Origin of the sequence: Streptomyces thermovulgaris, assembly GCF_002155915.1 — a bacterium.
GTDB classification, from domain to species: domain Bacteria; phylum Actinomycetota; class Actinomycetes; order Streptomycetales; family Streptomycetaceae; genus Streptomyces; species Streptomyces thermovulgaris.
Window position 1 is genome coordinate 17,480 of the sequence record NZ_MUME01000020.1, and the last position, 24,821, is coordinate 42,300.

The following is a 24,821-nucleotide window of genomic DNA, read 5'->3' on the forward strand; positions in this document are numbered from 1 at the left end:
CGTCGCTGCTTCCGCTAGTCGAGTGTGGCCTGCCCGGGTGCAGCCTGCCACAACCTTGCCGAGTTGCCCGGCGTGTCGGGCGCGGGCCCTGGATCGCCGTTATGGCACGGTTACCCGTTGGCAACGGTGAGTGACCACCTTCGTCACCTTGTGCAACCAGCCCCCTCCCGGCAATCCGGCAGAGCCGCGGACACCCCAAAGGGAGGCCGGGCCCCAGGGCTCACAACCGTACTCCATTCGGACCACGTGCGTGGATTGGCACGCCGCCCAACTTCTGGCAAGGAGCGGGACTTGGCCGCCCCCGACCGGTTTTTTCGATCATGAACGTGGCGTACTTCACGTAATCCCCGGAATCGGAACTAACGGTTTCGTTCGCGTCCCTCCTTCTCGCTCCCTTCTCATGCGGTTCTCGTGCGGTCGGCCGACCACATGTGAAAGGTGCGGCCGTGTACGGCAGAAGAGGGAAGGGACCGCAAGCGCGGGGAAGGTCCGTCGGCGACGAGGAGCCGGACGCGGACGGCAGAAGAACGGCAGAAAGAAGGATGAGCACAGGATCGGTCTGAGCCCCTCTCAACTCGCGGGCGTCACCCGTCACCTTCGGCGGCGGCAGGGGGCGGCGAGGTGACGAGCGGCCGCCGCGCACCGCTCCCGCGGCAGCAGGACGGCCCGGCGCCGGCACCGAAACCCGCGGACGGCGGCGGGAGCACCGAGAACGGCGGAAGCACGGGCCCCGGAGGGCGCCGGGGCGGGCGATCCGGCCGGGGCCGGAGCCGCCGCCCCGCCGCTCGGGCGACCGCTACGCCCCCAGCACCCGCCGCAAGTAGTCGTTCTGGAACCGGCGGTGGGGGTCCAGCCGGTCCCGCAGCGCCGTGAACTCGCCGAAGCGCGGATAGACCTCGGCGAAGTAGTCGGCGTCCCGGGTGTGGAGCTTCCCCCAGTGCGGCCGGCCCTCGTGCGCGACGAAGATGCGCTCGGCGGCGGTGAAGTACCGCTGGTAGGGGGTGCCCCGGAACATGTGGATCGCCACATAGGCGCTGTCGCGGCCCGAGGCCGTGGACAGGGGGATGTCGTCGGCCGGCGCGGTGCGCACCTCCACCGGGAAGCTCACCCTCAGATCGGAGCGGTCGACCATGGCCTTCAGCTCGCGCAGCGTGTCCACCAGGGCCGCGCGCGGGACGGCGTACTCCATCTCCACGAAGCGCACCCGGCGCGGGGAGGTGAAGACCTTGTAGGGGATGTCGGTGTAGGTCCGCGTGGACAGCGCCCGGCTGGCGATCCTGGCGATCGACGGGATGGTGGCGGGCACCGCACGGCCCACCAGATTGGCCACCTGGAACACCCCGTTGGAGAGGAACTCGTCCTCGAACCAGCCGGACAGCTGTCCCAGCGGTCTCTCCGGGCCGGGGCTGCGGTTGTTGCGCTTGGTGATGGTGTTGCCGGTGTGCGGGAACCAGTAGAACTCGAAGTGCTCGTTCTCCGCCCAGAGCTGGTCGAACTCCGCGAGCACCCGCTCGAGCGGCATCGGCTCCTCGCGGGCGGTGAGCAGGAAGATCGGCTCCACGGCGAAGGTGATGGCCGTGACGATCCCGAGGGCCCCCAGTCCGATGCGTGCCGCCGTGAAGATCTCGGGGTTCTCCTCCGGTGAGCAGGTGAGCACCGAGCCGTCCGCCGTGACCAGTTCCAGACCCTTGATCTGGGCGGCGAGCGAGCCCGAGTCGCGCCCCGTGCCGTGGGTGCCGGTGCTGGTCGCCCCGGACACCGTCTGCTCCATGATGTCGCCCATGTTGGTGAGCGACAGGCCCTCGCGTGCGAGAGCGACATTGAGTCTCTTGAGCGGGGTGCCGGCCTCCACGGTGACCGTCATCGCCTCACGGTCGATCGCGCGTATGCCGGTCAGCAGGTCCGGACGGATCATGACGCCGTCCGTCGCCGCGATGGAGGTGAACGAGTGACCGGTGCCGACGGCCTTCACTCGCAGGTCGTCCTCGGCGGCCTTGCGCACGGCTGCTGCCAGCTCCTCCACGGAGGCCGGCGTGACCTCGCGCGCGGGGCGGATGCCGACGGTGCCGCCCCAGTTACGCCATGTGCCGTTCTTCGTGCTCGTTGTGCTGTTCAACGGAGCCTCCCCGACCTGGAACCGGCCTGTTGAGCCGGCGGTACCCGAGGAAACCGACCGCGACCGCGGCGGCTCCGGACACTGCCGCAACCCCGTACCCGGCCCGCGCCCCGGCCTCGTCGATCACCCAGCCGGCCACCGAGGAACCCAGGGCCACCCCGATCGCCAGCCCGGTGCTCACCCAGGTCATGCCCTCGGTCAGCTGCGCGCGTGGTACGTGCTCCTCGACGAGGGCCATTGTCGTGATCATCGTAGGAGCGATGGACAGGCCCGCGACGAACAGCGCCACGGCCAGAAACGGCAGGTTTCCGACCAGTAGGAGGGGGATCATACTCACGGCCATCATGCAGATGCCCAGCAACCAGCGACGGGCGGGCGGCCCCGAGAAGCGCAGCAGTCCGTAGACGATGCCCGCCGTGCAGGACCCGGCCGCGTACAGGGCGAGCACCACGCTCGCGGCGCTCTTGTGACCCTGCTCGTCGGCGAAGGCCACGGTGACCACGTCCACCGCTCCGAAGATCGCCCCGGTCGCCACGAAGGTGACCACCAGCACCTGCAGTCCGCCCGACCGCAGGGCCGAACCGCCGCCGTACTGCTTGCGCGGGTGCGGCTCGGGCTCGGTGGAGTGCTGCGCGGTCAGCCAGAAGACGCCGATCGCGAGGAAACAGGCGGCCAGCAGCGGCCCCGCCGCCGGGAACCAGGCGGTCGACAGCCCGATGGAGACGATCGGCCCGAAGATGAAGCAGACCTCGTCGACCACCGATTCGAACGAGTAGGCCGTGTGCAGCTGCGGGGTTCCCCGGTACAGGGCCGCCCAGCGCGCGCGGACCATCGCGCCCACGCTCGGCACCGAGCCGATCCCGGCGGCGCACACGAACAGCACCCAGTCCGGCCACCGCAGGGACGCGGCGAGCAGCAGCCCCGCCGCGGCGGCCAGCGAGACGAGCGTCGCGGGCCGCGTCACCCGGCGCTGCCCGTACTGGTCGACCAGCCGGGATATCTGGGGGCCGATGAGGGCGGCGGACAGGGCGATGGTGGCCGACAGCGCCCCCGCGAGGCCGTAGCGCCCGGTGAGCTGGGAGATCATCGTCACCACGCCGATGCCCATCATCGACAGGGGCAGACGGCCGATGAACCCCGCGGCGGCGAAGCCCTTGGAGCCGGGGGCGGCGAACAGGGCACGGTAAGGGCTGGGCACAGGGTCTCCGGGGATCCGGTAAGGCGTGAAGATAGCCTGTACAGCTTACAAGCGGGCTGTTCCGGCGCGGGCCGGGATCCCGGTCGTTCGGGCGAAGTGGCAGGATCGAGGCATGGCTGACGTGCTCGATCCCACCCCGTACGACGCCCTGCTCCTGCTCTCGTTCGGCGGCCCCGAGGGGCCGGACGAGGTGATTCCGTTCCTGGAGAACGTGACGCGGGGGCGCAACATTCCCACCGAGCGGCTGAAGGAGGTCGGCGAGCACTACTTCCTGTTCGGCGGGGTCAGCCCCATCAACGACCAGAACCGTGCCCTGCTGGCCGCCCTCCGCGAGGACTTCGCCGACCACGGCCTGAACCTGCCGGTCTACTGGGGCAACCGCAACTGGGCGCCCTACCTCACCGACACCCTGCGGGACATGGTCCGCGACGGCCGCCGCCGCATCCTGGTCCTCGCCACCAGCGCCTACGCCTCCTACTCCGGCTGCCGCCAGTACCGCGAGAACCTCGCGGACGCCCTCGCCACCCTCCAGGCCGAGGGCCTCGAGCTGCCGAAGGTCGACAAGCTGCGGCACTACTTCAACCACCCCGGCTTCGTCGAGCCGATGACCGACGGTGTGATCCAGGCCCTCGCCGACCTTCCCGAGGACGTCCGCGACGGCGCGCACATCGCCTTCTGCACCCACTCGATCCCGGTCTCGGCCGCGGACACCTCCGGCCCCGTGGAGGGACACGGCGACGGAGGGGCGTACGTCCGCCAGCACCTGGACGTGGCCCGGCTGATCGCCGACGCCGTCCGCGAGCGCACCGGCGTCGACCACCCCTGGCGGCTCGTCTACCAGTCCCGCTCCGGCGCCCCGCACATCCCGTGGCTCGAGCCCGACATCTGCGACCACCTCGAGGAGCAGCACGCGGCCGGCGTCCCGGCGGTCGTCATGGCGCCCATCGGCTTCGTCTCCGACCACATGGAGGTCATCTACGACCTCGACACCGAGGCCAAGGCCAAGGCCGAGGAACTGGGCCTGCCGGTGCGCCGCTCGGCCACCGTCGGCGCGGACCCGCGGTTCGTCGCCGCCATCCGCGACCTGGTCCTGGAGCGCGCCGCCGTCGAACGCGGGGAGCAGGTCACCCCGTGCGCCCTCGGCACCCTGGGCCCGAGCCACCACCTCTGCCCGGTGGGCTGCTGCCCGGCCCGTGAGTCCCGTCCCGCCGCCGCGGGCGCCGACAGCCCCTACGCCTGAGGAGCCCCGTGACCGACGCCCTGCACACGGAACTGCTGCGGCTCGCCCTCGAGGCCGCCGCACGCGCCGGAGACCTGCTCCGGGACGGCCGCCCCGCCGACCTCGCGGTGGCCGCCACGAAGACCAGCCCGATCGATGTCGTCACCGAGATGGACATCGCCGCGGAGAAACTGATCACCGGCATGATCGCCGACCGGCGCCCCGACGACGGCATCCTCGGCGAGGAGGGTGCCGTCACCGAGGGCACGAGCGGCGTCCGCTGGGTGATAGACCCGCTCGACGGCACGGTGAACTATCTCTACGGCCTGCCGGCCTGGGCCGTGTCCGTCGCGGCCGAGCAGGACGGCGAGGCCGTCGTGGGGGTCGTGACCGTGCCGATGCGCGGCGAGACCTTCCACGCCGTACGCGGCCGGGGAGCCTGGGTCACCGGCGGCCGGTCCGGCGAGCGCGGGCTGGCCTGCCGTCCGGCTCCGCCCCTGGACCAGGCCCTGGTCTCCACCGGCTTCAACTACGTCACCGAGGTCCGCGCCCACCAGGCCGAGGTCGCCCACCGTCTGATCCCGCAGGTGCGCGACATCCGCCGCAGCGGCTCGGCCGCGACGGACCTCTGCGACCTGGCGGCCGGCCGTCTGGACGGCTACTACGAGCGCGGTCTGAACCCCTGGGACTTCGCCGCGGGCGACCTGATCGCCAGGGAGGCGGGCGCCCTGACCGGCGGCCGCCCGGGAGAGCCCCCGTCGGGGGAGCTGATGGTGGCGGCGACCCCGGGCGTCTTCGAGCCGCTCCAGCGGCTCCTGGACGAGTACGGGGCCTGGCACGACTGACCCGCGCGGCGGACAGCGCCGTGACCTGCGCGGCAGGCGCCCCGGCCGGGGGCACGGCCCCGTCCGGAGCCCGTCTCCCGGGGGTGCGAGCCCCTTCGCGCCCGCTGCTTCCACCCGCCGACTGCGGGAAAGCAGCGGGCGCGTTGCGTGTCGAGGGACCAGGGGGCCCTGCGCGAGGGCCATGAGGCCCTTGCACGACGAGGGTCCCTCCGCCCGCCGCGGGCCCGGGGGAGCGCGGGGAGTGCGGAACACGCGGAGGAGCGCGGGGAGCGCGGGGAGCGCAGAGGCCCACGGAGACGCGCGGCGCCGAGCACGACCGGCCTTCCCCGTCCGCCGGCTTCCGCGCCCGCGGGCGACCGGGCCGCCGTACGCCGTCCCTGCGTGCGGTCCGCGTCCGCAGATCCCACGAGCGGATGCGTCCTTGCCGAACGAGCGGGGCCCCGGCGCTGGATTCGCCGGGGCCCCGCTCGCGTGCAGGTCGATCAGGCGCCGGACGTGCCGACCTCCACACCGTGCTCGGCGGCGAGGCGGCGCAGGTCGTCGAGTTCGCCCAGCTCCACCTCGACGAGGAAGTCGTCGCCCTCGTCGCGAGCCCGCGTCAGGATGGACTCGGTCGCCCTTATGCGCTGCAGAAGTCCTGCGGTGAAAGCGTCCATGCTGCGCCCCCTCGTCCTGGGTCGTGGGTCGGGTGGCACGGGGGTGTGCCGTTCGGAAGGGGCGATCACGCCTCGGCAGGCGTCCGATGCGCTGCCCCGCGGGGCGGCGGCGACGTCGGACACCCACACCCACTCTGCGCAAGCGGATCGCGGAGTGCCGCATGGTGGCACGGCACATGCAGAGCGTGATCGCGGGGTGTAAAGCCGTCCTCCCCAGGCTTCCTCCCGGGGAAACCTCGATCCGGCGAAAAAATCCGCCATTCCCGCACCCTTCATCCGATCTTCACTTCCTTCACGGCGGCTGGTTCCCCGCCCCCGGCTTACAGCCGACTTAGGCCAAAAGGGGCAGGATGGAGACGCACAGAACCGTGAAGGCAACCCCTGCCCGTGCCGCGCCTGAACGGCGCCGCGCGGGCGGACACAGGAAGGACAAGCGACGTGCGCGTACTCGTCGTCGAGGACGAGCAACTGCTCGCCGATGCGGTGGCCACCGGACTGCGCCGGGAGGCCATGGCCGTCGACGTCGTGTACGACGGTGCGGCCGCCCTGGAGCGCATCGGCGTCAACGACTACGACGTGGTCGTCCTCGACCGCGACCTCCCCCTGGTGCACGGCGACGACGTCTGCCGCAAGATCGTCGAGCTCGGCATGCCCACGCGCGTGCTGATGCTGACCGCCTCCGGCGACGTCAGCGACCGTGTGGAGGGCCTGGAGATCGGCGCCGACGACTATCTGCCCAAGCCGTTCGCGTTCAGCGAGCTGACGGCACGCGTGCGTGCCCTGGGCCGGCGGACCAGCGTGCCCCTGCCGCCCGTCCTGGAGCGCGCCGGGATCAAGCTCGACCCGAACCGTCGTGAGGTCTTCCGTGACGGCAGGGAGGTCCAGCTCGCGCCGAAGGAGTTCGCCGTGCTGGAGGTGCTCATGCGCAGCGAGGGCGCGGTGGTGTCCGCGGAGCAGCTGCTGGAGAAGGCCTGGGACGAGAACACCGACCCGTTCACCAATGTCGTGCGCGTCACGGTGATGACGCTGCGCCGCAAGCTCGGCGAGCCCCCGGTGATCGTCACCGTGCCCGGCTCCGGATACCGGATCTGATCCGCCGTGGCCGCCACTCCCGCGCCGCCCCAGGCGCCCCCGAAACCCACCTGGGACCCCAGAAGGCCGGAGCCGCCCTTCCCGTGGCTGCGCCCGACCATCCGGATACGGCTCACGCTGCTGTACGGCGGCATGTTCCTGATCGCCGGCATCCTGCTGCTGCTGATCATCTATCTGCTGGCAGCACAGGCGCTGAACACGGGGAACAGGCCGCTGTTCAAGATCGTGGACGGCACCGCCATCAGGGTCGCCAGCGAGAACTGTCCCGCCGTCAACAACGCGAGCAACCTCTCGCTCGCCGAGTTCAACGCCGCGATCAGCGCGTGCATCGACCATCAACGCCAGGAGGCCCTGGACAGCCTGCTCAGCCGCTCGCTGCTGGCGCTGCTCGGCCTCGCCGTGATCGCCTTCGCCTTCGGCTACGCGATGGCGGGCCGGGTGCTGGCGCCGCTCGGCCGGATCACCCGCACCGCCCGCGCGGTGGCCGGTTCGGACCTGTCCCGGCGGATCGAGCTGGACGGCCCGGACGACGAGCTGAAGGAGCTCGCGGACACCTTCGACGACATGCTGGAGCGGCTGCAGCGGGCCTTCACCGCCCAGCAGCGCTTCGTCGGCAACGCCTCCCACGAGCTGCGCACACCGCTCGCGATCAACCGCACGCTCCTGGAGGTGCAGCTGTCCGATCCGAACGCGCCCGTGGAGGTGCAACAGCTCGGCAAGACCCTGCTGGCCACCAATGAGCGCAGCGAGCAGCTGGTGGAGGGCCTGCTGCTGCTCGCCCGCAGCGACAACCAGATCGTCGAGCGCAAGCCGGTGGACCTGGCCGAGGTGGCCACCCAGGCCATCGACCAGGTGCATGCGGAGGCCCAGGCGAAGGGGGTCGAGATCCGCGGCGAGCGCAAGCCTGCGGTCGTGCAGGGCAACGGCGTGCTGCTGGAGCGGATCGCGCTGAACCTGGTGCAGAACGCGGTGCGGTACAACATCGCCGAGAACGGCTGGGTGGAGGTCGTGACCGACATCCAGCACGGCCAGGCGGTCCTGGTGGTCACGAACACCGGGCCCGTGGTCCCGGCGTACGAGGTCGACAACCTCTTCGAGCCCTTCAGACGGCTGCGCACCGAGCGCACGGGCAGCGACAAGGGCGTCGGCCTGGGCCTGTCCATCGCCCGCTCCGTGGCAAGAGCGCACGGAGGATACATCACGGCTCAGCCCCGCGAGGGGGGCGGACTCGTGATGCGGGTCACGCTTCCCGTCTGAGACCGGGCGCCGACACGCGGGGGAGTGTTCGCTTTGCGCGGAATTCTCGGGGTCCGCCCCCCGCTTCTTCCTGTGTGATCGATCACATGGGCGGTTTTCCGGTCATCTACTCTCCGTGGTCGCAGCGGCAGCCGAAAAGCCAGGAAAATCCGGGTTTTCGGCTGTCCTGACCACGGGAAGTACACGGGGAGACCGCTTTGAAGCGCCGGATCCGAACCGTGTACGGTCCCGATCGCCACCCGAGCCGATCACTCTTGAGGAGTGCGGTTGGGTGTCGATTGAGTAACAGACCTTGATGTGAGGCAAAATCTCCGCCTCGGGTCGGGCACAAGTCCGGCCTCTCACGCGTTACGTGCGCTGGAGACACCGCAGACACCCAGAGGGGGAGAGCGACATGGCAACCGATTACGACACCCCACGCAAGACCGACGACGACGTCGACTCGGACAGCCTGGAAGAACTGAAGGCCAGGCGGAACGACAAGTCGGCCTCCTCCGTGGACGTCGACGAGTTCGAGGCCGCGGAAAGCCTGGAGCTGCCCGGCGCCGACCTCTCCAACGAGGAACTGGCCGTCCGGGTGCTTCCCAAGCAGCAGGACGAGTTCACTTGCATGAGCTGCTTCCTGGTGCACCACCGCAGCCAGCTGGCCCGGGAGAAGAACGGTCAGCCGATCTGCCGAGACTGCGACTGAGGCAGGGTCGGCCGTGTCCGGCTCGACCCCTCCTTGGAAGCACCGCTTCTCCCGCGGGAGATTTCACGGGAAGCTCCTCGGGAAAGCGGACCGAACGAACCCGGGACCGTCCGACGGCTCTCACGGCGCGCGTGACGACGAGCGAGGCCCATTCCGTCCATCCGGCACGACCGGACCGCCGGGATCGGCCTCGCTCACTCCCGTCTACGGGCGCGGTGCCTTCGCCGCTCCTGCGAAAGGCGCCGCGCCCGCCGTACGCCGGGCCGCGACGCTCGGAGCAGGGTCGGGAAGGAGGCCGCCGGGAACGGCGTCCGCGGAAGCGGGGTCCGCGCCAGGGCGGCCCCTCGAACCTCTCGCCGGCCGGATCGCCGACATGCCCCCACCGGTCCCCGTACGGGACCTCGCCACGCTCCGGCGGCACTTTCCGGGCCTCGGGCCCGCACAGCTCGCGGACGAGCCGACGACGGGCGCCGTGACCGCCTCCTCCGCGGCCGGAGCCGGCGTCGGGGCGGCGGCCGTGCCGCCCGTACCGCCCGCGACGCCGACCGGTCCGGCCGCGGAGCTCACCAAGGTCACGGCGGTCGAGCCCGAGCTGATCACCGAGCCCCACGGGGCGTACGGGACGCGGCCCCCGGACATCTGAAGACCCGCAGCGCCGTGCGTCCGTCCTCCCGGTCGGAGGAGCACGGCGTCGACGTGCTGCGCAGGCCGTCCACCCTCGACGCGGCCCTGTGGGAGTGTGCCGTTCGGACCCGGCCCGGGAACCCGCCGACGAGCGACCGGAAGGCCCCGGCGGGCACCACGACCACCGCGACGGCCCCGAGGAGGCCGGAAGAAGGGGTCCGGGAGAAAGAGGGTCAGGGGGACAAGAAGGGGGCTCCCGTGGCGCCGTCACAGGCCCGGACAGTCCCGCACTCCTCCTCGTCCGTCCCCGCACCGGTGCCGCCCCGGCCCTCGGACCGGTGCCGCGCCTACGCGGCCCCCGGCTTCGCCGCCGCCTGCGCCGCCCGCAGCGCCTCGGCCAGCCGCTCCGGCTCCCGCGTCGACAGATACAGATACGGCGTCGGGTCCTCCGGGTCGGTGACCTCCACCCGCAGCGCCGTCGGAATGTAGGCGCGCAGCAGCAGGAAGGCCCGGGTGTCCGCCTTGTAGGTGCGCCAGGCGCGCGCCTCCTCCGCGTCCAGCACCTGGGCCTCGCCCAGCGCCGTGACCGGGATCCTCGCCTCGCCCGCGATCAGCAGGCCGCCCGCGACCCGGATGCGCACCGATCCGTAGGAGCTCACCGCGATCGCCGTCACCGCCGTGCCGCCGGCCAGGCCGGCCAGCATCGGCAGGATGCCGAGGGGAAGCAGGATCAGGCCGACCGAGACGCCGATCAGCAGGCTGATCAGCCACCAGGACCGGGGCGCGGTGAGACGTTCTTCGTACGGCTGCGCGGAGAGCTGCATGCACCAAGCTTGGCACGGTGTCCGGTCGGCGCCGACGCGCGGGTAAGGTCTGCGCCTGTGAGTGGTACTTCCGCAGCGCTTCAGCCCCCTGCCGACGCCGTGAAACCCATACGGCACCCCGATGCGCCCGCGCCCGGCGAGCTCCTCGGCGCGCACTACAAGGAGTGTTTCGGGTGCGGCGACGAGCAGCCGCACGGGCTGCACCTCCAGGCACGCGCCGGGGAGGGCGTCAGCGTCACCGCCGAGTTCACCGTGCAGCCCGCCCATCAGGGCGCGCCCGGTCTCGCGCACGGCGGTGTCCTCGCCACCGCCCTCGACGAGACCCTCGGCTCGCTGAACTGGCTGCTGCGCACGATCGCCGTGACCGGACGGCTGGAGACCGACTTCGTGCGGCCGGTGCCGGTCGGCGCGACCCTGTATCTGGAGGCCGAGGTCACCGCGGTGGCCGGCCGGAAGATCTACTCCACGGCCACCGGCCGCATCGGGGGTCCCGACGGGCCGGTCGCCGTGCGCGCCGACGCGCTCTTCATCGAGGTCAAGGTGGACCACTTCGTGGAGCACGGCCGCGAGAAGGAGATCCAGGCCGCGATGAACGACCCGGACCAGGTCAGGCGCGCCCGTGCCTTCGAGGTGAATCCGTGAGCCGCAGGCCGCTGAATGTGCTGGTCCGGCGTGTCGACCCCGACGTACCGCTTCCGGCGTACGCGCATCCGGGCGACGCCGGTGCCGATCTGCGGACCACCGTGGCGTGCGAACTGGCGCCGGGGGAACGGGCCGTGCTGCCCACGGGCGTGGCCGTCGCCCTGCCCGAGGGGTACGCGGCGTTCGTGCATCCGCGCTCGGGCCTCGCGGCCCGCTGCGGTGTCGCCCTCGTGAATGCCCCGGGGACGATCGATGCCGGGTACCGTGGAGAGATCAAGGTGATCGTGGTGAACCTCGATCCGCGCGAGCCGGTGCGGTTCGAGCGCTTCGACCGGATTGCCCAACTGGTCGTCCAGCAGGTCGAGAGGGTCTGCTTCCAGGAGGCGGCGGAGCTTCCCGACTCGGCGCGGGCCGAGGGGGGCTTCGGGTCCACGGGCGGACACGCCGCCGTGGACGGCACGAGCGGCACGGACGGCCGGGCCGCCGTGGGCGGTCCGGCGGGTGGGAATCGATACGCTTCGGTCGTATGTGACCGGGAAGGACAGTGACGTGTTCGGACGTCGCAAGAAGAGGGGTGCCGCCAGGAGCGCGGCCCGCGAGGCCGAGCAGGTCGTCGACAACGTCGGCACCGAGGCGGACGAGGAGGGCGAGCGCGAGCGGGTGAGGCTCGAGCCCGCACCGCGGCCCGACGGGCCCTGGGACATCTCCGAGGTGCGCAACCCGGGCGCGGGCCGGGTGGACCTGGGAGGCCTGTTCGTGCCGGGCGTCGACGGCATGGAGCTGCGGGTGGAGGTCGCGGGCGACGCGATCGTCGCGGCGACCGTCGTCCTGCAGGACAGCGCCATCCAGCTGCAGGCCTTCGCCGCGCCCAAGCGCGAGGGCATCTGGAACGAGGTGCGCGAGGAGATCGCCGCCGGCATCACCCAGCAGGGCGGCATCGTGGACGAGGTCGAGGGGCCGCTGGGCTGGGAGCTGCGCGCCCAGGTCCCGGTGCAGCTGCCGGACGGCACGAGCGGCTTCCAGGTCGTGCGGTTCGTCGGCGTGGACGGCCCCCGCTGGTTCCTGCGCGGAGTGATCTCCGGTCAGGGCGCGGTGCAGCCGCAGGCGGCCGGGCTGCTGGAGCAGATCTTCCGGGACACGGTCGTGGTCCGCGGCGACGGCCCGATGGCCCCCCGCGATCCGATCGTCCTGAAGCTGCCGAACGACGCGCAGATGGTGCCCGAGGGCGCCCAGCAGCAGGAGGGCCAGTCCCGCTTCTCCGGCGGCCTGGCCCAGTTCCAGCGCGGCCCGGAGATCACCGAGGTCCGCTGAGGAAGCCGTTCGGGCCGGGCCCGGAGCGCGTCCGGATCGGCCCGGCCCCGGTGAGCGGTGCCCCGCGGCCGGCCCGGACGGGGCCCCGGCCACGGCACTCCGCCGGCCCGGGTGCCACGGCACCCCGCCGGTCCGGACGAGCGGGGACGCGGCCTTCTGCCCGCGGGACCCGGGGGAGAACACGCCCGGCTCCCGCGGCGTCGGAACGGTCCCTCCCCGGGGCAGCGGCCGCCGCCGTCACCTCGGCACAGGCCGTTCGAGGGCCGTACCCCGCACGGTCTTCCCGGGGGGCGGCCCTTCACGGTGCACGGCCGCCTTCCGGCACCCACGGCCTCCCGCCGCAGGCGGCCCCCGCGCGAAGGGATCCCGGCGGTCGCACACCCGCCGGGGAGACCGGACGCACGCCCGCCAGGGGCACCCGGGCGCATGCCCGTCCGGGAGACCGGGACCGAACCGGGGATTGAGGGGAGCGGCGGGGACCGTGATACTGGCGTGCGGTCCACGGGGGACCGCAGCGGGGAGGGCACATGAGCCAGGTCGCCACCGAGACCATGGTGCGCGTCGAGAACGTCCACAAGTCCTACGGGCGGGGCGCCGGCGCCGTGCACGCCCTGCGGGGGGTCTCCTTCGAGCTGCCGCGGGGTGAACTCGTCGCCCTCAAGGGGCGCTCGGGCTCCGGCAAGACCACCCTGCTCAACATCGTCGGCGGGCTGGACACACCGGACGAGGGACGGGTCCACGTCGACGGACAGGACCTGTCCGAGCTCGGCGAGGAGGGCCTGCTCGCACTGCGCCGGGACCGCATCGGGTTCGTCTTCCAGTCCTTCGGGCTCATTCCGATCCTCACGGCCGCGGAGAACGTGGGCGTGCCGCTGCGACTGCGCCGCGCCGACCCGCGCGAGCGGGAGGAGCGCGTCGAGCTGCTGCTGTCCCTGGTCGGCCTCGCCGACCACGCCCGGCAGCGGCCCACGGAGCTCTCCGGCGGCCAGCAGCAGCGCGTGGCCATCGCCCGCGCCCTCGCGAACGAGCCGGCGCTCCTCATCGCCGACGAGCCGACCGGCCAGCTGGACGCGGAGACCGGCCGCGCCGTGATGGAGCTGTTGCGCGCCGTCGTCCGCAGCGAGAACGTCACCGCACTGGTCGCCACCCATGACGCGACCCTGATGGAGCACGCCGACCGGGTCCTGGAGCTGCGCGACGGAAGAATCGTCGGACCGTGAGCCGGACCGTGACGCTCGTCGGGCCGGGGGCCGGGCCGTGACGCACCGGTGAGCCGCGCCCCGCGGCACGGCGCCACCGCGCCGGCCAGGGGCTCGCTCCAGGGGCTTCTTTGCCCCAGGGCCCTCGTTCCAGGGCCCTCGCCCCGGGAAGCGAGCGGTTATACCGCGGTCGGCGCCCCCCGGTACGCTTCAGGCATGGGTGCTGTTCCTCGTCCCGAAAAGCCGGCGGGCCGGTTCCGGCGGATGCTCGGCCGGCTTTCCTCGTCGCAGGAGGACCTGGAGTCCGAGGAACTGCGGGAGGACACCGAGACCGCGGGCTGCACGCGGATCTGCGACTGTCGTGACCGGCAGGTCGTCACGGTCACTGGTACCTTGCGCACGGTCACTCTGCGCCCGCGCGGCGGGGTCCCGACCCTGGAGGCCGAGCTGTTCGACGGCTCCGGCGCCCTGGACGTGGTGTGGCTCGGCAGGCGTTCCATCGTCGGAATAGAACCGGGACGCAAGCTGATCGCATCGGGCCGGATCTCGATGAACCGGGGCCGCCGGGTGCTGTTCAACCCCAAATACGAACTGCGACCTCTCGGACGGGAGTAGCCGGTGACGTCACTCGACAAGCCGACCGAAGACACGACGGCCGACGACAACCGGGCGGTGACGGAGGCCGCGCTGTTCGAGGCGTTCGGCGGAGTCCGGGGCATGGTCGAGACGGTGGTGCCCGGCCTCGTCTTCGTCACCATCTTCACGATCAACAAGAACCTGCACTGGTCCGCGATCGCCGCCCTGGCCGTCTCGCTGGTGCTGGTCGTGGTCCGGCTGGCGATGCGGGACACCGTCAAGCACGCCTTCAGCGGAGTCTTCGGCGTCGCCTTCGGCGTGGTCTTCGCGATGATGACCGGCAACGCCAAGGACTTCTACCTGCCGGGGATGCTCTACACCCTGGGCCTGGGACTGGCGTACATCATCACCACCCTCGCCGGGGTCCCGCTGATCGGCCTGATGCTCGGCCCGGTCTTCCGGGAGAACCTCTCCTGGCGCACCCGCAACCCGGGCCGCAAGAAGGCGTACGCCAAGGCCAGCTGGGCCTGGGGCCTGATCCTGCTCGGCAAGTGCGCGATCCTCTTCCCGCTGTACTGGTGGGCCGACACCACGAAGTTCGGCTGGGTCCTGGTCGCGCTCAAGGTCCCGCCCTTCCTGCTGGCGGTCTGGCTGACCTGGGTCTTCCTGGCGAAGGCGCCCCCGCCGATCGACGTGTTCGCGGAGATGGAGGCCCAGGAGAGGGCCGAGGAGGAGAAAAGGGCGGCCCTCGCACGGGAAGGCGGGGAACACGGCGAGGCACCGGCCGGAGGCCGCCACCGCCGCCGGACGTGAATGCGGCCTTTGCCGCCACGGCGGACACGGTCCGCACCCACGGCCCCACCACGGCTCGTACCACGGCGAGGGGCGCCCGGGGATCCCCGGGCGCCCCTCGCCGTCGTTCGTCCGCCGGTTTTCCGGTCCGCCGGGCCTCAGTCCTTGCGGCGGACCGACAGCAGATCCTCCAGCTGCTCCTCCCGGTCCTGCGCGGCCACGAACAGCAGCTCGTCGCCCGCCTCCAGGCAGTCCTCCCGGGACGGGGCGAGCACACGGGTGCCGCGGATGATGGTGACCAGCGCGGTGTCCTCCGGCCACTGGACGTCGCCGACCCGGGTGCCGGCCAGCGCCGACTCCTCCGGCAGGGTCAGCTCCACCAGGTTGGCGTCGCCGTGGCTGAAGCGCATCAGGCGGACCAGATCGCCCACGCTGACCGCCTCCTCCACCAGAGCGGACATCAGACGCGGGGTCGACACGGCGACGTCCACGCCCCAGGACTCGTTGAACAACCACTCGTTCTTCGGGTTGTTCACCCGGGCCACCACCCGCGGCACGGCGTACTCCGTCTTCGCCAGCAGGGAGACGACCAGGTTCACCTTGTCGTCGCCGGTCGCGGCGATCACCACGTTGCAGCGCTGCAGCGCCGCCTCGTCCAGCGAGGTGATCTCGCAGGCGTCGGCGAGCAGCCACTCCGCCCGCGGGACGCGCTCGACCGAGATCGCGGTCGGCGCCTTGTCGATGAGAAGGACCTCGTGGCCGTTCTCCAGCAGCTCGCTCGCGATCGAGCGGCCGACCGCGCCGGCCCCGGCAATGGCGACCCTCATGTCAGCGACCGCCTTCCTCTCGGGGCCCCTCGGCGAAGGCCGCCTCGACCTTGTCCACGTCGCCCGTCCGCATCATCACGTGCACAAGATCGCCCTCCTGCAGAACCGTCTGCGAGGTCGGCAGGATCGCCTCGCCGAGACGGGTCAGGAACGCCACCCGGGCGCCCGTCTCCTCCTGCAGCCTGCTGATCTTGTGCCCCACCCACTTCGGGGAGGCGTGCACCTCGGCGAGCTGGACGCCGCCGGTCGGGTCGCGCCACAACGGCTCCGCGCCCGAGGGCAGCAGACGGCGCAGCATCTGGTCGGCGGTCCAGCGGACCGTGGCCACGGTCGGGATGCCCAGACGCTGGTACACCTCGGCACGGCGCGGGTCGTAGATCCGGGCCGCGACGTTCTGCACCCCGAACGTCTCGCGGGCCACCCGCGCGGAGATGATGTTCGAGTTGTCGCCGCTGGAGACGGCTGCGAAGGCACCGGCCTCCTCGATGCCCGCCTCGCGCAGCGTGTCCTGGTCGAAACCGATCCCGGTGACCCGGCGGCCGCCGAATCCGGGACCCAGTCGGCGGAAGGCGGTGGGATCCCGGTCGATCACCGCGATCGTGTGCCCCTGCTGCTCCAGGGTCTGGGCGAGAGCGGAGCCCACTCTCCCGCAGCCCATGATGACGATGTGCACGACCGTCCTTCCGGTGTCAACAGCTACTGCTCAGCCCCATCAGGGTCTCAGACAGAGGGACAAGCTACACACGTGCTGTGCGCGGTGGGCACCCCCCTGCCGCATGCCGGACGGTTCCCGGCTTCCAGCCTCTCACCCTGCTCCCCTCCGGCTCTCCTCCCGGCTTCCTGCGTCCTCCCGGTCCTCCCGCTCGCCTTCTGCCGGTTCCCCCGGTTCTCCCGGCTTTTCCCACTCCACCCCGAACGGCCGGCGCCGGGTGATGCCGCGCGCGCCGCGCAGGGTCAGAAGGCCGAGCAGTGCGGCGGCGGCGCCGATCGGCTCCGCGGTCGAGGACATGCCACCTCCGGGTGCCTCGAGTGCGACGAGGAACGCGATCCGGACAGCCAGGCACGGCACACCCCTCGCCCGCCCGGTCCACGGGCCCCGGCCCCGGATTTCACCCGCGAGGCAGACCCCGCCCGGGGCACCCGCGCCCGGGCGTCCACGGCCGTGGAGGACGATGGGCCGCGGGAAACGCGAAGGTCTACGATCCTCTGTTGTGTCCAAACTGACCGACGTGCCCAAACGCATCCTGATCGGGCACGCACTGCGCAGTGACCGGCTGGGCGAGACCCTTCTGCCGAAGCGGATCGCACTCCCCGTCTTCGCCTCCGACCCGCTGTCCTCCGTGGCCTACGCGCCGGGGGAGATCCTGCTGGTCCTGTCCCTCGCGGGAGTGTCGGCGTACCACTTCAGCCCCTGGATCGCGGTCGCGGTCGCCGTACTGATGCTCACCGTGGTGGCCTCCTACCGGCAGATCGTGCACGCCTATCCGAGCGGCGGCGGCGACTACGAGGTGGCCGGCACCAACCTGGGCCCCCGAGCGGGCCTGACGGTCGCCAGCGCGCTCCTGTTCGACTACGTCATGACCGTCGCCGTGTCCATCTCCGCCGGCATCGAGAACCTGGGCTCCGCGATCCCCTTCGTCGTCGAGCACAAGGTGCTCTGCGCGGTCGGCGTGATCGTGCTGCTGACGCTGATGAACCTGCGCGGGGTGAGGGAGTCGGGCACGCTCTTCGCCATCCCGACGTACGTCTTCGTCACGGGCGTCTTCCTCATGATCGGCTGGGGCGCCTTCCGCGGACTGGTGCTCGGCGACACCATGCGGGCACCGACGGCCGACCTCGACATCAGGCCGGAGCACCAGGGAATCGCCGGCTTCGCCCTCGTCTTCTTGCTGCTGCGCGCCTTCTCCTCCGGCTGCGCCGCGCTCACCGGCGTCGAGGCGATCTCCAACGGAGTCCCGGGCTTCCGCAGGCCCAAGGCGAAGAACGCCGCGACCACGCTGCTGATGATGGGCCTGCTGGCCGTGGCGATGTTCTGCGGCATCATCACCCTCGCCATGTCGACCAAGGTCCGCATGGCCGAATACCCGGCCACCGACCTGCTCCGCAACGGCGTCCCGGTCGGCCCCGACTACGTCCAGGACCCGGTGATCTCCCAGGTCGCCGAAGCGGTGTTCGGCCACGGCAGCATCCCGTTCGTCGTGCTCGCCGTGGCCACGGCCCTGGTCCTCTTCCTCGCGGCCAACACCGCCTACAACGGCTTCCCGGTGCTCGGCGCGATCCTCGCCCAGGACCGCTTCCTGCCCCGCCAGCTGCACACCCGCGGCGACCGGCTCGCCTTCTCCAACGGCATCGTGCTGCTCGCGGGCGCCGCGGCCCTGCTGATCGCCGTCTACGGCGCCCACTCCTCGCGGCTGATCCAGCTGTACATCGTCGGCGTGTTCGTGTCCTTCACGGTCAGCCAGATCGGCATGGTCAGGCACTGGAACCGGCAGCTGGACGCCGAACGGGACACGGCCAGGCGCCGTCACATGATCCGCTCCCGTGCCATCAACGCCTTCGGCGCCCTGCTCACCGCCCTGGTGCTGGTCGTCGTCCTCGTCACCAAGTTCACGCACGGCGCCTGGGTGGCCGTGCTCGCGATGTGCCTCTTCTACGTGATGATGACCGCGATCCGCCGGCACTACGACCGCGTCGCCGAGGAGCTCGCCGCCCCCGAGGGCCCGAGCGACGACATGGCACGGCCCTCCCGCGTCCACTCCGTCGTCCTCGTATCCAAGATCCACCGCCCCACCCTGCGCGCCCTGGCCTACGCCAGGCTGATGCGCTCGGACACCCTGGAGGCGCTCACCGTCAACGTGGACCAGGCCGAGACCAGGAAGCTGTGCGAGGAGTGGGGGCGGCGCGGCATCGACGTCCCGCTGAAGGTGCTCGACTCGCCGTACCGCGAGGTCACCCGGCCGGTCATCGAGTACGTCAAGAGCCTGCGCAAGGAGTCCCCGCGGGACGTCGTCTCGGTGATCATCCCCGAGTACGTCGTCGGTCACTGGTACGAGCACCTGCTGCACAACCAGAGCGCCCTGCGCCTGAAGGGAAGGCTGCTGTTCACCCCGGGCGTGATGGTGACCTCGGTGCCCTACCAGCTGGCCTCCTCCGAGGCGGCCAAGCAGCGCGCCCGCCGGTACCAGGAGTGGAACGCACCGGGATCGGTGCGGCGGGGACCGGCCCGGGAGCGGGCCAAGGAGGAGAAGGAACGGCAGGAACGGGCCGAGGAGGCGCGGGAACGGCGGAAACGGGCCAAGGAGGAGCAGGAACCACCGGCGGGAAAGGACTGACGAACTCTCCCGTAGACTGGTGGGCTGTTGTCAGACCGTCCCCCCTTCTGGATCCGGAGTCACCCCGCCATGCAGACAGAACCGAGGAACACGCAGGTGGGACCGGAGAAGGGCACGCTGGTGGGCCAGGAGTACGAGGTCGAGATCGGCCCCGTGGCCCACGGCGGCCACTGTGTCGCCCGCACGCCCGAGGGCCAGGTGCTGTTCGTACGGCACGCGCTGCCCGGCGAGCGGGTCGTGGCGCGGGTGACGGAGGGCGAGGAGGGCGCCCGCTTCCTGCGCGCGGACGCGGTGCGGGTCGTCGAGGCCTCCAAGGACCGCATCGAGCCCCCCTGCCCCTACGCCGGCCCCGGCCGCTGCGGCGGCTGCGACTGGCAGCACGCCAAGCCGGGCGCACAGCGACGGCTCAAGGCCGAGGTGATCGCCGAGCAGCTGAAGCGGCTCGCGGGCCTCACCCCCGAGGAGGCCGGCTGGGACGGCACGGTGGTGCCGGCCGAGGGCGACAAACTGCCCGCGGGCGAGGTCCCGCGGTGGCGCACACGGGTGCAGTACGCGGTCGACCCGGCCACGGGCAGGGCCGGCCTGCGCCGCCACCGCTCCCACGAGGTCGAGCCGGTCGACCACTGCATGATCGCGGCGGAGGGCGTCGACGAGCTGGGCGTCGAGCAGCGCGACTGGACGGGCATGGAGTCGGTCGAGGCGGTGGCGGCGACGGGCTCGCACGACCGTCAGGTGATCCTGACCCCGCGCCCGGGTGCCCGCCTTCCGCTGGTCGAGCTGAACCGTCCGGTCTCCGTCCTGCGGGTCGACGAGAAGACGGGCGGCGTCCACCGGGTCCACGGCCGCCCCTTCGTCCGCGAACGCGCCGACGGCCGCACCTACCGCGTCAGCGCCGGAGGCTTCTGGCAGGTCCACCCCAAGGCGGCGGACATCCTGGTCGAGGCGGTCATGCAGGGCCTGCTTCCCCGCAAGGGCGACATGGCCCTGGACCTCTACTGCGGCGCCGGCCTCTTCGCCGGCGCCCTGGCCGACCGCGTCGGCGACAAGGGCGCGGTCCTCGGCATCGAGGCCGGCAAGCGCGCGGTCCAGGACGCCCGGCACAACCTCGCCGGCTTCCCCCGTGTCCGCATCGAACAGGGCAGGGTCGAGTCCGTCCTGCCGCGCACCGGCATCACCGAGACCGACCTGATCGTCCTGGACCCGCCCCGCTCGGGCGCGGGCCGCACGACGGTGGCCCGCCTGTCGTCCCTGGGGGCACGCAGGATCGCCTACGTCGCCTGCGACCCGGCCGCCCTCGCCCGCGACCTGGCGTACTTCCGCGAGGGCGGCTACCGGGTGCGGACACTGCGGGCGTTCGACCTGTTCCCGATGACGCACCACGTGGAGTGCGTGGCGGTCCTGGAACCCGTGAAGAAGGGGTCCTGACCCGCCTTTTCCTGAGAAGACGCGAGGGTCGCCGCCGTGACGGCGGCGACCCGGGACCATCGACGACGTTCCTGGACAGGCGGGGGAGGAGCCGCGCCGCAGTCCGTCGTCGAGGCGTTCCTCGTGCCGGAGGCAGGTCGCGTCAGGTGCGGATCCAGCGCTGGTTGCTGCCGCCCGAGCAGGAGTAGAGCTGGATCAGGGTGCCGTTGCCGGTGCCGGCGCCGACGGCGTCGAGGCAGAGTCCGGACTGGACGCCGACGATGGATCCGTCGGAGTTGAGACGCCACTTCTGGTTGTCGCCGCCCCAGCAGCTGTAGATCTGGACCTTGGCGCCGTTGCCGGTGCCGGCGGCGTCCAGGCACTTGTTGCCGTAGACCCTGAGCTCACCGGCGTCGGTGTACGTCCACTGCTGGTTGCTGCCGCTGTGGCAGTCCCACAGCTGGACCTGGGTGCCGTCGGCGGTGCTGGCGTTGGGCACGTCCAGGCAGCGGCCCGAGCCGACGCCCTTGATCTGTCCGCCCTCCGGGGGGAGCGGGGTGGTGTCGTCGCCGTTGAGCGCGTTGAGGACGGCGGTGTAGGCGGCCTTCTTGCTGCCGTCGTTGTTGAACAGCAGCGGCGTCTGCTCCGATCGCCAGGAGTCGCTGTCGCGCACACCCCAGACGGTGATGCCGAGGCAGCGCGAGACGGCCAGGCAGTCGTTGACCACGCTGGCGTAGGTCGACGCCGGGGCGCCCTGGATGTCGAGCTCGGTGACGGCCACGTCGACGCCGAGGTCGGCGAAGTTCTGCAGGGTGGTGCGGAAGTTGCTGTTGTAGGGGTTGCCGCTGTTGAAGTGCGCCTGGAAGCCGACGCAGTCGATCGGCACGCCGCGCTGCTTGAAGTCCCGGACCATGGCGTACATGGCCTGGGTCTTGGCCGCGTTCCAGTTCTCGACGTTGTAGTCGTTGTAGCACAGCTTGGCGGACGGGTCGGCGGCGCGCGCGGTGCGGAAGGCGACCTCGATCCAGTCGTTGCCGGTGCGCTGCAGGTTGGAGTCGCGGCGGGCCCCCGAATTGCCGTCGGCGAAGGCCTCGTTCACGACGTCCCACTGGGCGATCTTGCCCTTGTAGTGGGTCATCACGCCGTTGATGTGGTTGATCATCGCCTGGCGCAGTGCGCTGCCGCTGAGGTTCTGCATCCAGGCGGGCTGCTGGGAGTGCCAGGCGAGGGTGTGACCGCGTACCTCCTTGCCGTTCTGCACCGCCCAGTTGTAGACGCGGTCACCGGCGGTGAAGTCGAACCGGCCCTGCTGCGGCTCGGTGGCGTCGATCTTCATCTCGTTCTCGGCCGTCACCGAGTTGAACTCACGGTTCGCGATCGTCGTGTACGTCGGGTCGCCCAGCTTGCCCGCGGCAATGGCGACGCCGAAGTAACGGCCGCTCTGCGCCGCCGCGGCGCCGAGTGTGCTCTCGGCGGCGTGCGCGGTCGGCGGCGTGACCAGTGAGGCGACCACACCGAGGACGCCGGCGAACAGCGCCAGCAGCGGGCCGCGGGTTTTCCGTCGGACAACGGATCTGGGAAGGGCGCGTGAGCCCATGAAGGTGCCTCCTGGATAGACATCACGGAAGGACTGAAGCGCGGGAAGCGCGTCAGCGCGGGGGTGCGTCGTCCGCTCCCCTCCGGCGGATGGACGGGGCGGTGCCGGAGCGTCGGCGGCGCGGATTCACCGGGCACCGCGGTCGTGCGACCGGGGCGGTCTCAGCCGGCGCGGGCCGGCCTGGTCGGCCGTCGGGTGGCGTACGGCGGGCAGCGGCGGTGTCTCGACACAGGCATGGGTAAGTCCATCGCGGCTCAGCCGGGGGATCGTCACGCGGCGTCGCGTCCCTCTCCAACCGTGCGGAGAACCAGGACGCGCTGGTGCGAACCTCACCGGAACGGAACAGGGTCGTGCAGGTGCGTGCGTACGCGGGTCTGTCGTACGGCTGTGCGCGGATCTGCCGTGCGGCACGGATTGACCAGGGCCCGATGTGCTTCGGCAGGCCGCGCTGCGGCCGATTCCTCAGACAGGGATGATTGGGGTGTTGACGATGCATCGTCAACACTTCTCACAGAAAAAGTTTCTGTTCTTGCTTCGAAAGTTTCGAAGTTCGGTGAGCCGAACGGCGGGCCCTGTGTCGCCGCCGATGGGCGCCGCAGGGCTGTTGCCTCCAGGCGATCTTCGGGGTGATCGCCCGGGAGACTTTTGCGGTAGGTGGGGCATTCATCGCGTCGGGATCGTCCGGACGTTCGAAAGTCCTCTCCGAACGTCCCGAATGTTTCGGAATTGCATGCGATACGTGCGAGAGGTATTGACGCCGCTCACCGGCTTCCTATCATTCGGGTCGATCGATATATCAATCCTTGTTCGATATTGCGAACGTGAGCGTGTCGAAGTCGCTCCCGCTGCACAGCAGCGGCGAGCCCGGTCCACGTCGTCGGGAGCAGAGCCGCGAAGGGGCGTATCGCATGCATGTCATGTTCCCGCCAAGCCCTTCCCTTGTCTTCTCCGGTCGCTCCACGCCCTGAACCATGCCGACGGCGACCGCCGCCACCGCACGACACCGACAGTCCGGCCACCCTCTGACGAGGCCGACCGGAACCGCCTACTCGAGGTCGAGGAAGTCTCCATGCGCACAAGATGTCTCAGCCGAAGGCACCCGTCCGCGGTGCTCGCCGCCGCGGTCGCGGTCCTGGCCGCATTGGCGGCCATGCTCGCGGCCACCCCGGCCCAGGCCGCTTCCACCGGTTCATTACGCGGTGTCGGTTCGAACCGATGCCTCGATGTACCGGGTGGCAGCCAGACCAACGGCACCTATCTGCAGATCTACGACTGCTGGGGCGGGACCAACCAGCAGTGGACGCTGACGGACAGCAATCAGCTCACCGTGTACGGCGACAAGTGCCTGGACGTGCCGGGGCACGCCACCACGCCCGGTACCCGGGTGCAGATCTGGACCTGTTCCGGCGGTGCGAACCAGCAGTGGCGGGTCAACTCCGACGGCACGATCGTCGGCGTGCAGTCCGGGCTGTGCCTGGAGACCGCGGGCGCCGGTACGGCCAACGGCACGGCAGTGCAGATCGGGACGTGCAACGGCGGCAGCCACCAGAAGTGGACCGGCCTGCCCGAGACCCCGACTCAGCCCGGCGACACGTGCTCTCTTCCGTCGACGTACCGCTGGACCTCGACGGGCGCGCTGGCGCAGCCGGCGAACGGATGGGTCTCGCTGAAGGACTTCACCGCCGTGAAGCACAACGGCAAGTACCTGGTCTACGGGACGAACTTCTCGGGATCGTCGTACGGCTCGATGATGTTCAGCCCCTTCACGAACTGGTCGGACATGGCATCGGCCCGCCAGCTCGGGATGAACCAGGCCGCGGTGGCGCCCACGCTGTTCTACTTCGCGCCCAAGAACATATGGGTGCTGGCGTACCAGTGGGGTGCGTGGCCCTTCATCTACCGCACGTCGAGCGACCCCACCGACCCCAACGGCTGGTCCGCCCCGCAGCCGCTGTTCACCGGGAGCATCCCCGACTCCGACACCGGCCCGATCGACCAGACCCTGATCGCCGACGACCGGAACATCTACCTGTTCTTCGCCGGTGACAACGGCAAGATCTACCGCGCGAGCATGCCGATCGGGAACTTCCCGGGCAACTTCGGCTCGTCGTACACGACGATCATGAGCGACACGAAGGCCAACCTCTTCGAGGGCGTACAGGTCTACAAGGTCAAGGGCCAGAACCAGTACCTCATGATCGTCGAGGCGATGGGGGCGAACGGGCGCTACTTCCGTTCCTTCACGGCCTCCAGCCTGAGCGGCTCGTGGACCCCGCAGGCCGCCACCGAGAGCAACCCCTTCGCGGGCAAGGCCAACAGCGGCGCCACCTGGACCAACGACATCAGCCACGGCGACCTGGTCCGCGACAACCCCGACCAGACCATGACCATCGACCCCTGCAACCTGCAGTTCCTCTACCAGGGCAAGTCCCCCAACGCGGGCGGTGAGTACAACCTGCTGCCGTGGCGGCCGGGTGTCCTCACCCTGCAGCGCTGACCTCCCCGGTCGACGGTGACCGTCCACCTCGAAAAGCCCCGGCCGCCCGGCGGCCGGGGCCAAGGGGTGGGCGGTTGCTGCATCCAGCTGCTGGGCAGCAGGATCCCCTGGTGGGGGTGGTG

At 71.1% G+C, this 24,821-nt stretch carries 23 protein-coding genes; 15 read left to right on the top strand and 8 right to left on the bottom strand.

Translation table 11 applies throughout. The features are described from left to right. Positions 1-796 precede the first annotated feature (796 nt). Together CCN35_RS02545 and CCN35_RS02550 are read right to left on the bottom strand one after the other, a co-directional pair. Complete coding sequence (locus CCN35_RS02545) at positions 797-2,116, bottom strand: D-arabinono-1,4-lactone oxidase (RefSeq protein WP_067393193.1); 1,320 nt, start codon at positions 2,114-2,116, stop codon at positions 797-799. After that, positions 2,076-3,314: an MFS transporter gene (locus tag CCN35_RS02550; protein ID WP_067393190.1), complete on the bottom strand. Its 1,239-nt coding sequence runs from the start codon at positions 3,312-3,314 to the stop codon at positions 2,076-2,078. Before CCN35_RS02550 ends, CCN35_RS02545 begins: the two co-directional genes overlap by 41 nt. A 112-nt stretch (positions 3,315-3,426) precedes the next feature. Here CCN35_RS02550 and CCN35_RS02555 point away from each other — a divergent pair, with 112 nt between their 5' ends. Both CCN35_RS02555 and CCN35_RS02560 read left to right on the top strand, forming a co-directional pair. After that, positions 3,427-4,554, top strand: a complete 1,128-nt coding sequence (locus CCN35_RS02555) for a ferrochelatase (RefSeq protein WP_067393187.1) — start codon at positions 3,427-3,429, stop codon at positions 4,552-4,554. Between the two features lie 8 nt (positions 4,555-4,562). Continuing rightward, a complete protein-coding gene (locus tag CCN35_RS02560) occupies positions 4,563-5,378 on the top strand; it encodes an inositol monophosphatase family protein (RefSeq protein WP_067393184.1) in 816 nt (271 codons plus the stop codon). A gap of 482 nt (positions 5,379-5,860) precedes the next feature. Here the strand turns inward: CCN35_RS02560 and CCN35_RS28605 are convergent, their stop codons facing one another. Then, entirely contained in the window at positions 5,861-6,034 is a 174-nt protein-coding gene (locus tag CCN35_RS28605; RefSeq protein ID WP_169721327.1) for a hypothetical protein, read from the bottom strand. 438 nt (positions 6,035-6,472) lie between these two features. On the opposite strand from CCN35_RS28605, the gene CCN35_RS02565 reads away from it, so the two are divergent. From CCN35_RS02565 to CCN35_RS02580, 4 genes are all read left to right on the top strand, one after another. Continuing rightward, positions 6,473-7,126, top strand: coding sequence for a response regulator transcription factor (locus CCN35_RS02565; protein WP_028424348.1), 654 nt, complete (start codon positions 6,473-6,475; stop codon positions 7,124-7,126). 6 nt (positions 7,127-7,132) lie between these two features. Further along, positions 7,133-8,383: a sensor histidine kinase gene (locus tag CCN35_RS02570; protein WP_067393181.1), complete on the top strand. Its 1,251-nt coding sequence runs from the start codon at positions 7,133-7,135 to the stop codon at positions 8,381-8,383. Between the two features lie 394 nt (positions 8,384-8,777). Continuing rightward, positions 8,778-9,074: a DUF4193 domain-containing protein gene (locus CCN35_RS02575; RefSeq protein ID WP_067393177.1), complete on the top strand. Its 297-nt coding sequence runs from the start codon at positions 8,778-8,780 to the stop codon at positions 9,072-9,074. A gap of 373 nt (positions 9,075-9,447) precedes the next feature. Then, a complete protein-coding gene (locus CCN35_RS02580; protein ID WP_067393174.1) occupies positions 9,448-9,717 on the top strand; it encodes a hypothetical protein in 270 nt (89 codons plus the stop codon). A gap of 328 nt (positions 9,718-10,045) precedes the next feature. Here the strand turns inward: CCN35_RS02580 and CCN35_RS02585 are convergent, their stop codons facing one another. Continuing rightward, the gene (locus tag CCN35_RS02585; protein WP_067393171.1) at positions 10,046-10,522 is read right to left on the bottom strand and encodes a DUF3093 domain-containing protein; all 477 of its coding nucleotides are present in this window, start codon (positions 10,520-10,522) and stop codon (positions 10,046-10,048) included. A gap of 57 nt (positions 10,523-10,579) precedes the next feature. Here CCN35_RS02585 and CCN35_RS02590 point away from each other — a divergent pair, with 57 nt between their 5' ends. The 6 genes from CCN35_RS02590 to CCN35_RS02615 all read left to right on the top strand — a co-directional run bounded on the left by CCN35_RS02590 (position 10,580) and on the right by CCN35_RS02615 (position 15,063). Next, positions 10,580-11,164, top strand: coding sequence for a PaaI family thioesterase (locus CCN35_RS02590; RefSeq protein WP_067393168.1), 585 nt, complete (start codon positions 10,580-10,582; stop codon positions 11,162-11,164). After that, positions 11,161-11,712, top strand: coding sequence for a dUTP diphosphatase (gene dut, locus CCN35_RS02595; protein ID WP_067393165.1), 552 nt, complete (start codon positions 11,161-11,163; stop codon positions 11,710-11,712). The genes CCN35_RS02590 and dut overlap by 4 nt, the downstream gene beginning before the upstream one ends. 1 nt (position 11,713) lies before the next feature. Beyond that, a complete protein-coding gene (locus CCN35_RS02600; RefSeq protein ID WP_067393162.1) occupies positions 11,714-12,475 on the top strand; it encodes a DUF3710 domain-containing protein in 762 nt (253 codons plus the stop codon). Between the two features lie 527 nt (positions 12,476-13,002). Then, positions 13,003-13,695 carry an ABC transporter ATP-binding protein gene (locus CCN35_RS02605; protein ID WP_067393158.1) on the top strand — a complete coding sequence of 231 codons (693 nt, stop codon included), beginning with the start codon at positions 13,003-13,005 and terminating at the stop codon, positions 13,693-13,695. 195 nt (positions 13,696-13,890) lie between these two features. Then, entirely contained in the window at positions 13,891-14,289 is a 399-nt protein-coding gene (locus CCN35_RS02610; protein ID WP_079129675.1) for an OB-fold nucleic acid binding domain-containing protein, read from the top strand. A gap of 3 nt (positions 14,290-14,292) precedes the next feature. Next, a complete protein-coding gene (locus CCN35_RS02615) occupies positions 14,293-15,063 on the top strand; it encodes a DUF3159 domain-containing protein (protein ID WP_067393153.1) in 771 nt (256 codons plus the stop codon). Positions 15,064-15,200: 137 nt separating this feature from the next. Here the strand turns inward: CCN35_RS02615 and CCN35_RS02620 are convergent, their stop codons facing one another. From CCN35_RS02620 to CCN35_RS02630, 3 genes are all read right to left on the bottom strand, one after another. Then, on the bottom strand, positions 15,201-15,869 hold the full coding sequence (locus CCN35_RS02620) for a potassium channel family protein (RefSeq protein WP_067393150.1): 669 nt from the start codon (positions 15,867-15,869) through the stop codon (positions 15,201-15,203). A gap of 1 nt (position 15,870) precedes the next feature. Continuing rightward, the gene (locus CCN35_RS02625) at positions 15,871-16,542 is read right to left on the bottom strand and encodes a potassium channel family protein (RefSeq protein WP_067393148.1); all 672 of its coding nucleotides are present in this window, start codon (positions 16,540-16,542) and stop codon (positions 15,871-15,873) included. Positions 16,543-16,674: 132 nt separating this feature from the next. After that, positions 16,675-16,878 carry a hypothetical protein gene (locus tag CCN35_RS02630; RefSeq protein ID WP_086791373.1) on the bottom strand — a complete coding sequence of 68 codons (204 nt, stop codon included), beginning with the start codon at positions 16,876-16,878 and terminating at the stop codon, positions 16,675-16,677. 202 nt (positions 16,879-17,080) lie between these two features. Here CCN35_RS02630 and CCN35_RS02635 point away from each other — a divergent pair, with 202 nt between their 5' ends. Next, positions 17,081-19,201 (top strand): APC family permease, encoded by a 2,121-nt coding sequence (locus CCN35_RS02635; RefSeq protein ID WP_079129674.1) that lies wholly within the window; start codon positions 17,081-17,083, stop codon positions 19,199-19,201. 69 nt (positions 19,202-19,270) lie between these two features. Beyond that, a complete protein-coding gene (locus CCN35_RS02640; RefSeq protein ID WP_086791375.1) occupies positions 19,271-20,626 on the top strand; it encodes a class I SAM-dependent RNA methyltransferase in 1,356 nt (451 codons plus the stop codon). Between the two features lie 142 nt (positions 20,627-20,768). On the opposite strand, the gene CCN35_RS02645 is transcribed toward CCN35_RS02640, so the two are convergent. Beyond that, complete coding sequence (locus tag CCN35_RS02645; RefSeq protein ID WP_067393139.1) at positions 20,769-22,202, bottom strand: endo-1,4-beta-xylanase; 1,434 nt, start codon at positions 22,200-22,202, stop codon at positions 20,769-20,771. Between the two features lie 1,069 nt (positions 22,203-23,271). Here CCN35_RS02645 and CCN35_RS02655 point away from each other — a divergent pair. Further along, positions 23,272-24,699 carry a non-reducing end alpha-L-arabinofuranosidase family hydrolase gene (locus CCN35_RS02655; protein WP_067393137.1) on the top strand — a complete coding sequence of 476 codons (1,428 nt, stop codon included), beginning with the start codon at positions 23,272-23,274 and terminating at the stop codon, positions 24,697-24,699. Positions 24,700-24,821: the final 122 nt, after the last annotated feature.

Bases quoted from the DNA above. Each gene is read 5' to 3' on its own strand.
- CCN35_RS02555 (WP_067393187.1), top strand. From the start codon at position 3,427: ATGGCTGACGTGCTCGATCCCACCCCGTACGACGCCCTGCTCCTGCTC.
- CCN35_RS28605 (WP_169721327.1), bottom strand. From the start codon at position 6,034: ATGGACGCTTTCACCGCAGGACTTCTGCAGCGCATAAGGGCGACCGAG.
- CCN35_RS02575 (WP_067393177.1), top strand. From the start codon at position 8,778: ATGGCAACCGATTACGACACCCCACGCAAGACCGACGACGACGTCGAC.
- CCN35_RS02580 (WP_067393174.1), top strand. From the start codon at position 9,448: ATGCCCCCACCGGTCCCCGTACGGGACCTCGCCACGCTCCGGCGGCAC.
- CCN35_RS02585 (WP_067393171.1), bottom strand. From the start codon at position 10,522: ATGCAGCTCTCCGCGCAGCCGTACGAAGAACGTCTCACCGCGCCCCGG.
- CCN35_RS02605 (WP_067393158.1), top strand. From the start codon at position 13,003: ATGAGCCAGGTCGCCACCGAGACCATGGTGCGCGTCGAGAACGTCCAC.
- CCN35_RS02610 (WP_079129675.1), top strand. From the start codon at position 13,891: ATGGGTGCTGTTCCTCGTCCCGAAAAGCCGGCGGGCCGGTTCCGGCGG.
- CCN35_RS02620 (WP_067393150.1), bottom strand. From the start codon at position 15,869: ATGAGGGTCGCCATTGCCGGGGCCGGCGCGGTCGGCCGCTCGATCGCG.
- CCN35_RS02630 (WP_086791373.1), bottom strand. From the start codon at position 16,878: ATGTCCTCGACCGCGGAGCCGATCGGCGCCGCCGCCGCACTGCTCGGC.
- CCN35_RS02640 (WP_086791375.1), top strand. From the start codon at position 19,271: ATGCAGACAGAACCGAGGAACACGCAGGTGGGACCGGAGAAGGGCACG.
- CCN35_RS02645 (WP_067393139.1), bottom strand. From the start codon at position 22,202: ATGGGCTCACGCGCCCTTCCCAGATCCGTTGTCCGACGGAAAACCCGC.
- CCN35_RS02655 (WP_067393137.1), top strand. From the start codon at position 23,272: ATGCGCACAAGATGTCTCAGCCGAAGGCACCCGTCCGCGGTGCTCGCC.